General features: G+C 48.2%; 14 protein-coding genes and 3 pseudogenes. 7 read left to right on the top strand and 10 right to left on the bottom strand.

What is annotated here, in order from left to right; genetic code table 11:
* Positions 1-217 precede the first annotated feature (217 nt).
* Positions 218-976: pseudogene (locus PPOP_RS23035) on the top strand (IS3 family transposase); the annotation flags it as partial.
* Here PPOP_RS23035 and PPOP_RS17820 read toward each other — a convergent pair.
* On the bottom strand, positions 967-1,416 hold the full coding sequence (locus tag PPOP_RS17820; RefSeq protein ID WP_422730665.1) for an Hsp20/alpha crystallin family protein: 450 nt from the start codon (positions 1,414-1,416) through the stop codon (positions 967-969). The pseudogene PPOP_RS23035 and the gene PPOP_RS17820 sit on opposite strands and share 10 nt — an antisense overlap.
* 211 nt (positions 1,417-1,627) lie before the next feature.
* Here PPOP_RS17820 and PPOP_RS25515 point away from each other — a divergent pair.
* A pseudogene (locus PPOP_RS25515) lies at positions 1,628-1,720 on the top strand (spore germination protein GerPB); the annotation flags it as partial.
* A 1-nt stretch (position 1,721) separates the two neighbouring features.
* On the opposite strand, the gene PPOP_RS25510 reads toward PPOP_RS25515, so the two are convergent.
* Positions 1,722-1,859, bottom strand: a complete 138-nt coding sequence (locus PPOP_RS25510) for a hypothetical protein (RefSeq protein WP_306304728.1) — start codon at positions 1,857-1,859, stop codon at positions 1,722-1,724.
* A gap of 1 nt (position 1,860) precedes the next feature.
* On the opposite strand from PPOP_RS25510, the gene gerPC reads away from it, so the two are divergent.
* The 3 genes from gerPC (at position 1,861) to PPOP_RS17805 (ending at position 3,336) form a co-directional block, all read left to right on the top strand.
* Entirely contained in the window at positions 1,861-2,472 is a 612-nt protein-coding gene (gerPC, locus tag PPOP_RS17815; RefSeq protein ID WP_006288060.1) for a spore germination protein GerPC, read from the top strand.
* Between the two features lie 189 nt (positions 2,473-2,661).
* The gene (locus tag PPOP_RS17810; protein ID WP_159101856.1) at positions 2,662-2,997 is read left to right on the top strand and encodes a spore germination protein GerPE; all 336 of its coding nucleotides are present in this window, start codon (positions 2,662-2,664) and stop codon (positions 2,995-2,997) included.
* Positions 2,998-3,066: 69 nt separating this feature from the next.
* Positions 3,067-3,336, top strand: coding sequence for a spore germination protein (locus tag PPOP_RS17805; RefSeq protein WP_006288058.1), 270 nt, complete (start codon positions 3,067-3,069; stop codon positions 3,334-3,336).
* A 147-nt stretch (positions 3,337-3,483) separates the two neighbouring features.
* Here the strand turns inward: PPOP_RS17805 and PPOP_RS17800 are convergent, their stop codons facing one another.
* The 5 genes from PPOP_RS17800 to PPOP_RS17780 all read right to left on the bottom strand — a co-directional run bounded on the left by PPOP_RS17800 (position 3,484) and on the right by PPOP_RS17780 (position 8,839).
* Positions 3,484-5,154: a CotH kinase family protein gene (locus PPOP_RS17800; RefSeq protein ID WP_006288057.1), complete on the bottom strand. Its 1,671-nt coding sequence runs from the start codon at positions 5,152-5,154 to the stop codon at positions 3,484-3,486.
* 13 nt (positions 5,155-5,167) lie between these two features.
* Positions 5,168-5,860: a DUF4956 domain-containing protein gene (locus PPOP_RS17795; RefSeq protein WP_093471109.1), complete on the bottom strand. Its 693-nt coding sequence runs from the start codon at positions 5,858-5,860 to the stop codon at positions 5,168-5,170.
* Positions 5,860-6,573, bottom strand: coding sequence for a polyphosphate polymerase domain-containing protein (locus PPOP_RS17790; protein ID WP_006288055.1), 714 nt, complete (start codon positions 6,571-6,573; stop codon positions 5,860-5,862). Before PPOP_RS17790 ends, PPOP_RS17795 begins: the two co-directional genes overlap by 1 nt.
* Before the next feature lie 113 nt (positions 6,574-6,686).
* The gene (locus PPOP_RS17785; RefSeq protein ID WP_006288054.1) at positions 6,687-8,159 is read right to left on the bottom strand and encodes a sensor histidine kinase; all 1,473 of its coding nucleotides are present in this window, start codon (positions 8,157-8,159) and stop codon (positions 6,687-6,689) included.
* Positions 8,156-8,839 carry a response regulator transcription factor gene (locus PPOP_RS17780; RefSeq protein ID WP_006288053.1) on the bottom strand — a complete coding sequence of 228 codons (684 nt, stop codon included), beginning with the start codon at positions 8,837-8,839 and terminating at the stop codon, positions 8,156-8,158. Before PPOP_RS17780 ends, PPOP_RS17785 begins: the two co-directional genes overlap by 4 nt.
* Positions 8,840-9,068: 229 nt before the next feature.
* Here PPOP_RS17780 and PPOP_RS17775 point away from each other — a divergent pair, with 229 nt between their 5' ends.
* Positions 9,069-9,653 (top strand): manganese efflux pump, encoded by a 585-nt coding sequence (locus PPOP_RS17775; RefSeq protein WP_006288052.1) that lies wholly within the window; start codon positions 9,069-9,071, stop codon positions 9,651-9,653.
* A gap of 221 nt (positions 9,654-9,874) precedes the next feature.
* Here PPOP_RS17775 and PPOP_RS17770 read toward each other — a convergent pair whose 3' ends face one another.
* The 3 genes and pseudogenes from PPOP_RS17770 to PPOP_RS21255 form a co-directional block, all read right to left on the bottom strand.
* Positions 9,875-10,903: a Gfo/Idh/MocA family protein gene (locus tag PPOP_RS17770; protein ID WP_006288051.1), complete on the bottom strand. Its 1,029-nt coding sequence runs from the start codon at positions 10,901-10,903 to the stop codon at positions 9,875-9,877.
* Between the two features lie 160 nt (positions 10,904-11,063).
* Positions 11,064-11,549 (bottom strand): CBS domain-containing protein, encoded by a 486-nt coding sequence (locus tag PPOP_RS17765; RefSeq protein ID WP_006288050.1) that lies wholly within the window; start codon positions 11,547-11,549, stop codon positions 11,064-11,066.
* 255 nt (positions 11,550-11,804) lie between these two features.
* Positions 11,805-11,966: pseudogene (locus PPOP_RS21255) on the bottom strand (helix-turn-helix domain-containing protein).
* On the opposite strand from PPOP_RS21255, the gene PPOP_RS25635 reads away from it, so the two are divergent.
* Positions 11,926-12,105, top strand: a complete 180-nt coding sequence (locus PPOP_RS25635) for a DUF2975 domain-containing protein (protein WP_148278001.1) — start codon at positions 11,926-11,928, stop codon at positions 12,103-12,105. The pseudogene PPOP_RS21255 and the gene PPOP_RS25635 sit on opposite strands and share 41 nt — an antisense overlap.
* Positions 12,106-12,323 lie beyond the last annotated feature (218 nt).

Below are 12,323 nucleotides of genomic sequence, written 5' to 3'. Positions count from 1 at the left end.
GCATGCAGGAGCAGGCCACGTGGACAGCCATTGTCCAAAATTTGAAACGACTCTGCCGGTTTAAGAAAAAACGGCCAGTAGGCGGTAGTTCCGTGCTCGCAACACATTTACTCCCCCAACTACGCTTTGCTTTTTGCCGTCCTTGTTACTGCTCAATCTGACCTCGATAACTATTTTTCACCAGACTTTTAGATGATCCAGGAAGAAGGAAAGGCGGTGCACTCTTCGCCAAAGACCGGCACTGATCTATCCATTCATCCACGATCATCGCTTCAAGTGTCGAGTCTCGAAGATGTGCGAAGCCTTTGACATATCTCGAAGCGGCTATTACAAATGGACAACCCGAAAAGCCAGCAAGCGTGAAGAATGTCGCCGCAAGCTAAAGCGGCGTATCCGCCGTATTTTCCTGAAGTCCCGCCGATTATACGGAAGTCCCAAAATCACCAAAGAGCTTCATAAGGAGGGCGTACATGTCTCCGAGAAAACAGTGGCTCGGATCATGAAGGAACTGGGTTTGCGCTCGCGTACGGTAAAGAAATACAAGGCGACAACGAACTCGAAGCACAACCTGCCTGTCCATGAGAACGTATTGAACCGCCAATTTAGGCCGTCCGCTCCAAACCAAGCCTGGGTGGCTGACATTACGTATATCCCGACGGATGAAGGTTGGTTGTATCTAGCAAGCATCATGGATCTGTACAGCCGTAAAATCGTTGGTTTTCATAGGGATGAGTGGATGACCAAAAAGCTGGTATTAACGGCTCTAGACCGCGCCTACAGCCAGCAGCGACCGCGCGGAGAGGTACTGCACCACTCGGATCGCGGCAGCCAGTATGCTTCCCACGATTACCAGGCGCGGTTGCACACCTACAAGATGAAAGGGAGCATAGTTTTCTCGATTCTTTGTGTCTACTCTATTGACAGAGGTACAATCAATCCGATTCATGATAGAGTTAACCGTCGACCTTATTCATAACGAATACCCACATGATAGAAATCCAGGTCATCGTCATTTTTTCTCACTTTAATTTGTAATATGCCATCTTTATAGCTAGCTCTGCTTTCCCGAGCCTTAACGACTACCGGGAGTTGAATTACATATTTTTGATCCTCTGGCAAGCCCTCAATTTTAAGCTGATGGGAACTTACGGATACCTGCAACTCTTTTTCACGAATCGAATCGGGAATATTCATTTTGATGAATACATAATGATGTGTCTGAAATATTTCATGTTGAATTAACTTATTTTTGGACACAACAGGGACGCTATTCACAATCCGCTGCACATAGTTTTCGACCCAATTATCCGAAAGCTTCCCGCTTCCTATATCCACGAAAGGAAATTTGCCGCCAAAAAATTGTTCGAATTTCTTCCAATCCATTGTACCGTTTGAAGCTTTGTTCAACCTAATCACCCCCTTGGCCCGATGTTTTTATATCCTATGAATTTGATCCTTTAGGTGTTCACCTAGGTTACAGTAACAAATAGGCATCTGCCTGCATAACATACGCTATTCGCGAAATTAGCAATAAATAATACAATAGCGCTAATGCACCTAGGTACTCCTTTCCGCTAGGACAACTCGACTTCTGAATAATGACACATGAGGATAAAGGTGGTATCGTATGAACCTTATTGTCCACCAAAGCATTACGATTCAAAACGTATGTGTGAACACATTATCCAATTCTTCCGTATTGCAGATTGGCAGTGCAGGCGTTATTCAACCGCAATCCCATCCATCCAGCACAGGCGGCGCTCCCGAACCGGCTCCACAGAGCGCTGAGGGTGGCTCTGAAGCTGCTTTAGTCCCTTTACCACCACCGGCTTGAGAATAAGAATAACAGGAGGAACCATGATGAATCATGCTTCGTCTGAATGGAACCATTATTTCAATCAACTTCATACTTATATCCAGTGGCAAGCAAGTAAAATGGACAATTTGGAGAAGAAGCTCGAAGAAGTAAACAAAGAACTTGCTGACTTGCAACATAAGAAACAAATATCGATTGACAAAATCGAGTATCGATTTGACCAGTTAAAGATAGAAAATCTGAACGGAACATTAGTAATCGGGGTTACTCCAGAAGGGGTAAAATCCATTGAGGACATGGCGGAAAAAGGGTGCAGTTGGGATCATAGCTCGAAGGATAAATATTCCGATATTTATCGCTCCGCATCCCAACGTATTGACCGTTATCTTGATGGCAGCGTCCCGGATATGATTGAGTCCACGACAAAGTTACGCCAAGTGACGGTGGATAATGAGTATCGTCAACGTATGATCCGTGATCTGAAAAAGCAAATGAATGACCGAATTCAATATTATATTGACCAAATGGATGAAAATTCAGCACATGATCTATCACGTGCCCAAGATCAAATCGTAGATAAGGTCATAAATGATATCCACATCGCTATCGAAGAACATGTGGATATAATTACAAAAGGAGCATCCTCATGCGAATGACAGTCATTAATAAAGAAATCAATGTAAATACGATCCGGGTGATCGGAGTTTCCAGTTCATCTGTATTGATGGTCGGAGATACGAATGAGATCCGATTGTTTTCTCTTTCTGAATCTCCGCCGGAGGAGTCATTACCCCCTGAGTCTTCGGTTCCTCCTCCAAAAACATAACCTGATGAGAATCTCATGCGTGCAGATGCTGCGGGTCGACAGTATTTCATTGAGTTCCATACTTCTTGTTGGAGATGCCCAAAGAGTAACGTCTGATTCGAAAGATCTGATCATCCAAGGTAAGACAACCACCTATCAAGGAACGGACAGAGATTTTAGCGAGTTTCCGATTTTTTCAAAAGAGATCCCCGAATTACATGTGCCTGACCCCTTACAAATGAACGTGATGAACAAATCGAAATTTATAAAAGTAAGGGGAATAGAAGTAAGCGCAGCAGGGAACTCATCGGTTATTCAAATTGGCTCAAATTGCTCCATTCAGTGTGAATCAAGAGTAAAAAATATCAAACGCTAAACAGAAAGTAAGTGTAATGCGGTAGATAGAGTCTGCACTCCAGCTCGTGTAACATAGGAAAAATGGCATATGAATATATTTTTGCTAATTGAGGTGTTTAGTATGCCCTCCATAGTTGGAAATATGAAAGTCGTCAGCGTAACATCAGGTGGAGTTGTGCATATTGGTGATGCCATCCAAGTATCACCAGAGAGCACCTCGAAAAGTTATGGCGGATCGGGATCATTTAATACAGGCGATTTTATGAACGCCAATAGTGCTGCAAGTGCTACAAATACCATAGATCCTGATGTGGCTGACTCGAATATTTCATCTGTCGGCAACAGAGGCGTCGTCTAGTATTGGATATGCGTGCCAGTGCGGAAGCACTTGCGACAAAACCCGTGTTGGCCTGATCTTGCCTCCGGCGGATAATCGCCTCCTTTTAGACATTCAAGGAATAAGCAAGAGCGCCCTTCGGATGAGGGCGCTCTGTACAGCACTGTTTTATAAGCTTCTCTTTTTATAATTCCGGACAAAGAAGATAGCTCCGATAAGCAGAAGGAAGACGATGCCGACCGTTATCGCTTCGTTTACCCGATCGTTCATCGCTGCGGCATCCTCTTGCTCGCGATTGCCTCCCGGTCTACCGCCGTTCGGCATCTGGCCATTGCCCATATCCGGCCTTTTCCCGTCGAACTCTGGCATTGCCTCGCCGCCCGGGTTCATCTGCCTGCCTCCGTCGGGACTCCCCGGCGCTGCGTTCTCTACATTCTGTCCTTCTCCTCCGTTCGGCGGCTGGCCCGCATCCGGCGATGCTTCGCCGCTCGGGTTTGCCTGCGCCGTGTCACCCGCGCCGTTGCCTGGCTCGCTCATGCCGCCCCTGCCCGGCATTCCTCCCTGAATGCCTTCCCCTTTGTCATAGGAAGGGAGCGTGCCGTCCAACTGCTGCTTCAGATTGCTGACCCGTGCCTCGGCAAAGGGAAGAAGTCCAGGGATATTTTTCACGTTGCTGGTGAGCGATTGCTTGAATTCATCATACGTATAGAACTTCGTCGGATCCAGCTCGACATACGCATCGATCATATCCGCGATCTCCTGCGCCCTCGCTTCCAGCCGCTCCGGCGACAAATATCCTTCAATAATCTGCTGAATATATTGATGATACTGCTCCTTGTACGTGTCGTTCTGCAGGAGCTTGTCGACCAGCGGGTAGTTCGTGACCGCGCCCATGGTCGGCTCATCCATCAACATCCCGATCAGGCTATCCTTGCTCCCGCCGAATCCCCCGAAGGCCATATTCATGTCCCACGGAATGAGCGAGAACACGCCGTTCTCTTCATACAGGTAATAATTATGGTTGAAGTTCCCCTGGTAGCTGTCCATGTTAACGGTCGCCGTATTGACGGCCATATAGCGCAGAATGCCGTCGACATTGAGATATTTCTCGTAATCCGTCCCGTTGTTCAGCTCATCGAGCATCTTGATCGTAAGTTCGTCATCGGACGATTTCGATTTGCGATTGAGCCCGCTGTAGGAGGAGATATCGTCCCCGCGCCAGCTCAGGTCGCTGCCTTGTCCATCCGGCTTATACAAGACGCCGTATGAGGTCTCGAAGTTCCGGCTCAGGAACGATTCGTTAATTTGCTCGACGGCCAGAAATAATCCGACCGGCTCGCCGTTGATCGATACGTTGGCAAAAGCAAATTCTGGCGTAGGAAGCCCCATCTCCCCCAACAATTCATACGTCAAGTATTCTCGGATGAACGACGGATCGCTGTAACTGTTGTTCAGGTTGATGCTGGTCATGCCAAGCAGATTCTGGCTGTCAATATATTCATCGAGCAGCAGCTTGAGACTATACCGGTCCGAATCCGACGAAGCGACGCCGGTCAGGCTGGAATTCCCCTTCGTTCGAATGCCGACATTGTCCACTTCATAACCATTGTATTGCACGGAGGCCGCCTTCACCTCTTTACCCGTCGGATTCTCGAGCATATCGCTGTAATCATCGGCATCGATGGTGATGTTCACCTCGATCACCTTATCCTTCGGGAACAGCTCCTCCGAGAGCTTCGCAACGTTCGAATCCGTCGTCGTGCTGCATCCGGCGAGCAGCATCATCCAAGCGAGCAGCACTATCCCCAGGGGGACGAATGATCTTCGAATCACGTTCATCCACCTCCCGCGGTTATGATACATAGTCTCCGTTATAGCTGATCAACACCGCATTCTTAACGCCATTAATTTCCGTGACGCGGTTCACGAACCGCGGCTCGCTATCGGCCAGTCTCAGCTCCAAGGTCAGCTCGATATTGCCGGGCGTCACCGTCTTCTGCTTCACGCTATGTCTCTTCACGGACTTGGACATGCAGCCGTACAGCTCGGATTCCGCCTGTTCGCCTTCGCAGTTGACGACGAGCAGATAAGGCGTCTCAAGCGACGTCTTCTTCGAGAACAGGAACAGCACAAGACCGACGACAATCGAGCCAACAATGGCCAACGTATAGAATCCGGCCCCGGTCACAATCCCGACCGATAGGGACCAGAACAGGAAGATCAGATCCGTCGGATCCTTGATCGGCGTCCGGAACCGCACGATGCTCAACGCGCCAACCATCCCGAGCGACAAGATCAGGTTCGAGTTAATGGCCATAATAATAAGCGACGTAATCAACGATAGGCCAATGAGCGAAATATTGAAGCTTTTGGAATAAAGCACCCCGCTGAATACCCGCTTATACAGCATGAAAATAAATAGTCCGATTGCAAAGGCTATGGCCAACGTAAGCACCATTTGCAGCACACTGATATCGGATTGGAAATTTTTAAGAAAACTACTTTTTATCATATCGGAATACGTTAGTTTCGTCGTTGAATCCATTATTGATCCTCCCATATACTTGTTTTGATGAACTTCCTACAAATCACATATTTAGATGCCGAATTCCGCTTCAAGCCTTCAAGTTGCAAGGCGGCTTGGACATACTCTGGGAGATACTCGTCATACTTCACTTCCATAATAACGAAGTTCTCATCGAGAGCTGGGATGACAGCCACATCCCGGCTCAGCAGATCTGTGGCATTCAGTCCTGTCTTCAGTTGCTTATCGAACGTGATTCGGACATTGCCCGTCCAGGCGATGTACGCTTCTCTCACATAATCAACGATGACCTTCGGGCGGAGAAGCCGATGCTTCATCTCCCGATACATCTCATAGAGCAGCGGTCTGTCCGGCTGGTTGAGCGCCTCGATATCGCCCACCATGATCGATTGAAGCAGGCCGGGCGACAGCTCTTCCTTCACCTTCGCGATATAATCATCTCGCTTGATTTTCTTTTCCAATTGAATCCGTTTGCCCTGCAGGTTATAGATACGGATCCGCCACTTCTCCCGATGTTGTATGCCACCCAGCTTGTCATGGAGGGCTTTGTTGTTGATATCGTCGAAGTACAGACTCCGAATATGATATTCACCTGACGGCCCGGCATGCGGATCCGTCTGCATCAAGCTCTTCAGCCGCTGCCGAATAACCATGTATTGATGCACGTTAGCGTAGAACTTCTGCTCTTGGCGGTATTTCAATGCAGCTCCCACTTCTTTCACCTCCTTGTACTGTATAGGGCAAGTATAGAGAGGCCGTTTGAATTTCTTGTGAAGGGCGCATGAATTTTGCAAGAAAGATAAAAAGACCCGGATATCCGAGTCTTTTACGTAAAATGGATGTCGAACCGCACGCCTTCCGGGACATTGCGGATGTGATAGCGCAGTCCATGCATATCAAGTATTTTCTGGACAATATACAAGCCGAGGCCGCTGCCTCCGGTTTTGCGGTTTCTTGATTTTTCTACCCGGTAAAAAGGCTCGAAGATGCGCTCAAGCTGGGAAGCTTCAATCTGCGCCCCGGTGTTCAATATGCTCAGCAGCAAGCCTTCCCTGCCGGTCCGCCGCAGTGAGACGCCGACCGTCTCTCCATCCCCGGAATATTTGACCGCATTGCTTAACAGATTGGCTACCGCCCGAGAGATAAGCTTCTCATCCGCTTGAATATACAGATCAGGCTCGATGTCGATATCGAATTCCAGTTGCTTGATGTCACGGAAATAGAGGAACTGGTCCAGACTGCGCTGAATCAGGGCCGACAAATGAACCTTGCCGATCCGCGGCTTGAAATCAAAGCTCTCCAGCTCGGAAATGTTCAAAATCTCGTGCACGAGCTTCTCCATCTCCTTCATAATCTCATACGACTGCTGCAAATATTTATCCCGATCCTTAAACGAGCCGATCTGATGCAGCATCCCCTCCAGTTGGCCGGATACGGCGGTGATGGGCGTCTTCAATTCATGAGAGATCGTGGCGACGAATTCGCGTCTCTTCTGCTCCTGCTCCCGCTCCTTCTGAATGTCATCCCGCAGCTTCTCATTGGCTTGCTTGAGCTCGCTCATACTCGTCTGGAGATTGCCGGCAAGAATGTTCAGATTGGAGGACAGCTCGCCCAACTCATCCTTGGAACGAATGGTCGACGGCATGGTGAAATCAAGCTGCGCCATTTTGGAGGCCACCTGGTTCAGATGGATCAGCGGCTTCGAGAGCAGCTTCGAATAGATGGCCGCGCCAATCATCGCAATCCCGAGGATGACAATGGACATATAGGGCAGGAACATCAGAATGACTCGGGATGCTTCATCGATCGGCTGTACGGGAGAATAGACGAACAGCTTGTATTCCCCCGCCTGATCGGTGAACTGTACTGTCTCCTCAAGCAAAATAAAGTTCGTCCCGCCACCATCCTTGCCGCCGTGCTCCCCGGGCCGGAACGGACCGTCCGGATGGAAGGGAGTTACCCCAGGCGGCTTCGGCCCTAGCATCAATTCATCAATGTATGCTGGATCCATCGAGCCAGGACTGGCCGGATACGCCACCTCTCCTGCCGGATCGCGGAGTACGACGCGCACGTTGTTGGCGAATTCGAAGTGGAACAGCAGCTTGGCCGCTTCTTCTGCATTCACGGCGTCCAAGCTCTCGATCAAGGACTGGACTTTGCTGCTCACGTTCGCTTCCTTATACTTATAGTAATAATTGGGCAGGAGGAAAAACAGGGTCAAATAAAGAATGAGCGCGGATACGATTAGCAACGCCGAAGTGATGCCAAAAATTTTGAAGGCGATTCCCCGTTTCCTCATCCGTTCTCCCTTTCCATCATATAGCCCAGCCCTTTCACCGTCTTAATATAGGGCAGCCCAATTTTTTTGCGAATGTTCTTAATATGTGCATCCACGATACGGCTGTCGCCGTAATAATCGTAGCCCCATATCCGCTCCAGCAGCATCTCCCTCGTCATTACGCGGCCGATGTTCTCCAGCAGCGCCTGCAATATCTCGAATTCCTTCATCGTCATATCGATCCATTCCTCATCGACATACACTTTATAGCTGTTCAAATCGATGCGCAGCCGTTCGAACGTCATATCGTTGACCGGCAGCGCCGGATTCCCGTTCTTCGCTCTCCTCAGCACCGCCTCGACACGCTTGACCAGCACGTTGAAGGAGAAGGGCTTGGAAATATAATCGTCCGCCTCCAACTCGAACGCCTTCAGTTGATCTTTCTCTTCACTTAATGCCGTTAGCATGATTATCGGAACCGTGGATTGGGCGCTGCGGATCATGCGGCAAAGCGAGAAGCCATCGATACTCGGTAGCATCACGTCTAGAATCACGAGATCGTAGTCGGTCCGCTCCATCATCTGCCAAGCCTCCAAGCCGTTATCCGCGACATCCACCTGATAAGAATGGGCAGTGAGAAATTCCTTGATCAATTCCTGAATATATCCGTCATCTTCAACGACAAGAATGTGATATGACATGGCTTGTACCTACTTTCTGCATGCTGTGGCGGCGGTAAGCGGCATCATCCGATCCGCGCCGCCGTATCGCTTTCATTATACGATGGCAATGTGAAATTCAGATGAATTGAAGGTGGTGAGGAACATAAAGTAAAAGCTAGTTTCGACCGATACAAAAAAGGTATGGTGAGATCAGAACGTAAAGACAGCTTTGCTGTGATGATGGCTACATAAAAAAGGAGCTAACCAAATGACATCATGGTTTATGATTGCGGCGTTAACCATTTCGTCGAGCATCGATAATTTGGGAGTCGGCTTGTCCTATGGCGTGCGGAATATTCGCATCCATTTGCTCTCGAATCTCTTTATTGCCGTAATTTGTTTTCTCTTTAGCATGTGCGGCATCTATTTCGGGATGTTCATTACCACCGTGCTGCCCGAAATCCTTCCGGTCGTGTTGGGCGCCTGTCTGCTCGTGGTGATCGGTCTGCGCATCATATTAATGTCCGTTCCGCGCAAGAATCAATATTTAAGCAATTGCCCGGAAGCAGCCAGCCCCAAGAGCATTGGCTTCGTGGAGTCCGCCGTGCTTGGCGTCGCGCTGTCAGCCAATGCATTGACCAATGGCGTCGGGGCTGGCCTGCTCGGTTTTTCCCCGCTGTTCATCTCGATATTGGCGGCGGTCGGCAGCTTCGTCACCGTGGGGGCCGGAGTGGCCTTCGGCATCAGGCTGACGCATGTCCGCATCGGCAAATTTACCGTCGGGCAATTCGGGACCTTGATTAGCGGGATGCTCTTATTGCTGGTGGCCGTTGGCGCGTTCCTAGACTTCTAATAGCAAAGGAAATCGGGAAATCCGGGTAAGGAGGATTTAGACGCTTCCTGCTTTGTGAATTGTCGAAGGCAAGCCTCGAGGTCGGGTCCCACCATATGCTTACGTGGGCAGTGAAGAAGCAAAAAGGTCGAGTACGGGAACAAATGCAACCCCCTAACTCAACCTTTTTTTGAATCTAACGGTCACCCCACGGGAATAAAGACCCACATCGTGGTTCCGCCTTAAAAGTGAACTTTTTCCCCCGTTTTCCCGGATTGGTAAATCGCCGCAACCATTTTCTGCGTCTTCAATGCCTCTTCCCCGGTAATATGCAGTGGAGCGCCGTTGACGACCGCATCGTAGAAATTCCCGATTTGATGAATGTGGCTAATGCCCCAATACGATTTGACTCCTTCGCCATAATCGATAAGGTTGGTGCGATCCGAATCGCGGCTGATTTCCGTGCCATTGTCATAGAAAATGCTGCCTTTCTCAGCTCGGATATACGCTTTCCCTTTCTCGCAATGCAGCTCCATCTCGACGGGAGCATCATAGCTGTGATAATTCATGGCGTAAAAGGAGGCCATGACCCCGTTTTTAAACTGGATCACCCCGTCAGCCACGTCTTCCACGTCAATCTTTTCATGCGTCCGATTTTCAAGATGAGCGGATATCGCCGCAATATCGTCGCCAACAAACCATCTCATCAAATCCAACGTGTGAATAGCCTGGTCGATAATGACTCCGCCGCCTTCCTTATCCCAGGTGCCTTTCCAATTGCTTAAGCTATAATACTCGTCCGTTCGCTTCCATGTGACCGAGCAGCGGGCTCCCAAGACGCGGCCCAGCTTGCCGCTATCTAGCGCTTGCTTAATCAGCACCGAGCCGGGATTGTAGCGGTTTTGGAAGATGACGCCAAATGTAACCTTGTTGCGGCGGCACGCTTCAATCATCGCTTCCGCATCTTCCACGGTAATGCTCATCGGCTTCTCCGTGATGACATGCTTGCCTTTCTCTGCCGCATAAATAACGACAGGCGCATGCATATGGTGTGGTGTACATACATGAACAACATCCAGACCAGCTTCATCAATCAGTTGTTTATAGTCCAAATAATAGCTACAGTTGTATTGCGTTGCTGCTTTTTGCGCCCGCTCCTCATTGACATCGCATACAGCCACTAATTCCGCAAGTTCATTTAACTCCGCAGACTTGGCATGCATCGGGAAAATATTACCGCAACCAACGATGCCAACACGTTTTTTTGTCATGAATCGTCCCTCCATCCATTTACCGCATTCGACCAGAACGCTGCAACCAAATGATTCCCCTCTATCATACCTCGGCATAGCGGAGCTGCCTATGAATGATTTCGGTATTACCTGAACTATTTTGCTGCCATTTGAGCTCAGATGAGAAGAATTCAGATAACTATCTTGACAGCGAGCCGGAACCTGAGGACAAGCTACATTCGGCTAAATATCGAATCATGTCGCCACGGCTGATCATCCCCGCCAGTACCCCGTTCCTCTCCACGATGACTTTTTGGACCTGTCTATTACAAAATAACGTGGCCACCTCTTCAATTTTAGAGTCAACTGGCACCGTTGTCACATTGCGTGCGGCAATTTCCATAACATTGCGGCCGGCCAAGCGCTTCCATTTCGATCCGATGGCTTCTTCATCGATATATACGGGCAGTGGCATATACATCTGGAATAGCCAAAATTGAATATCAAAATTTCGAATATAGTGCATCACGTCGCGTTGGCTGATTAACCCGGAAATCTCGTTACGCTCGTTGACAACGGGCAGCGCACTTACCCGGCAAGCGACAAATCGCTCGATTGCTTGTTTGACCGTATCGATTTCCTTTACCTTGATAACCCGCCGAACCATAATGTCGGAAGCTAACATAGCCAGTCCTACTCCCTTCTATTCATCTACACCTTCTGTCAGTTTCTGTTTATCATTCACACGGGAAATAAAATGATTATAACCTGCTTGATAATGGTAATCAATCTCAACAATTGAAATAACCGAGTTACATTTCAACTTAGTTCCACTCAAAGGGAGTGTTTTTATAGGAAGACAATTATAACAAAAAGAACAGCTGTTTATTCCTAGACAGCTGTTCTTCTGGCTCCACCAAATAACAAGAAGCATTGAGTATTATTCTTGAGTATCTTCGTCACATTTATACTCTACAATATCTCCAGGCTGACAATCCAAAGTCTTACATATCGCTTCTTATGTTGAAAAACGAATCGCTTTTGCTTTCCCATTTTTCAAAATGGAAATATTCGCCATAAAGGATATAAAATACTGTGCCATCACGATCAGTACCTTGTACCTGCTAGGTATGCCACTCTACTATCTCATGGCGGAAAGAGTTGACCCTCCAGGTATCATACCAATCGGATTGGTCATTATTTTCGCCGCTTGTTTCATAAAAAAGCATCTCGTTAATTAAGTTGATTAAATTTTACCGAAACGTTAATCATTTTTTGGTTTTAATTCTAGGATGTTTTTATTGGCTTTTGAAGTGCGTCCACAATGGCTGCGATGATACTTGTTGCTAAAATGCCCATTAGACCTAGTGATATTGGACCTGCTGGATCGTCACCTGTAACTTTAGAAAGCACTTTTAAACTTACTATCCCTAACACAATGAAGAAAATGACTGCAAAA

It is taken from the genome of Paenibacillus popilliae ATCC 14706 (assembly GCF_000315235.1).
Lineage (GTDB): Bacteria > Bacillota > Bacilli > Paenibacillales > Paenibacillaceae > Paenibacillus_B > Paenibacillus_B popilliae.
Note: the sequence above shows the minus strand (reverse complement) of the source record. Positions and strands in the feature narration are given on the sequence as shown.

What these genes read in the sequence shown, in the direction of transcription:
- PPOP_RS25510 (WP_306304728.1), bottom strand. Translation starts at nt 1,859, where the DNA reads ATGGTTCCTCCTGTTATTCTTATTCTCAAGCCGGTGGTGGTAAAGGGA.
- gerPC (WP_006288060.1), top strand. Translation starts at nt 1,861, where the DNA reads ATGAATCATGCTTCGTCTGAATGGAACCATTATTTCAATCAACTTCAT.
- PPOP_RS17805 (WP_006288058.1), top strand. Translation starts at nt 3,067, where the DNA reads ATGAATATATTTTTGCTAATTGAGGTGTTTAGTATGCCCTCCATAGTT.
- PPOP_RS17800 (WP_006288057.1), bottom strand. Translation starts at nt 5,154, where the DNA reads ATGAACGTGATTCGAAGATCATTCGTCCCCCTGGGGATAGTGCTGCTC.
- PPOP_RS17795 (WP_093471109.1), bottom strand. Translation starts at nt 5,860, where the DNA reads ATGGATTCAACGACGAAACTAACGTATTCCGATATGATAAAAAGTAGT.
- PPOP_RS17785 (WP_006288054.1), bottom strand. Translation starts at nt 8,159, where the DNA reads ATGAGGAAACGGGGAATCGCCTTCAAAATTTTTGGCATCACTTCGGCG.
- PPOP_RS17780 (WP_006288053.1), bottom strand. Translation starts at nt 8,839, where the DNA reads ATGTCATATCACATTCTTGTCGTTGAAGATGACGGATATATTCAGGAA.
- PPOP_RS17775 (WP_006288052.1), top strand. Translation starts at nt 9,069, where the DNA reads ATGACATCATGGTTTATGATTGCGGCGTTAACCATTTCGTCGAGCATC.
- PPOP_RS17770 (WP_006288051.1), bottom strand. Translation starts at nt 10,903, where the DNA reads ATGACAAAAAAACGTGTTGGCATCGTTGGTTGCGGTAATATTTTCCCG.
- PPOP_RS17765 (WP_006288050.1), bottom strand. Translation starts at nt 11,549, where the DNA reads ATGTTAGCTTCCGACATTATGGTTCGGCGGGTTATCAAGGTAAAGGAA.
- PPOP_RS25635 (WP_148278001.1), top strand. Translation starts at nt 11,926, where the DNA reads ATGGAAATATTCGCCATAAAGGATATAAAATACTGTGCCATCACGATC.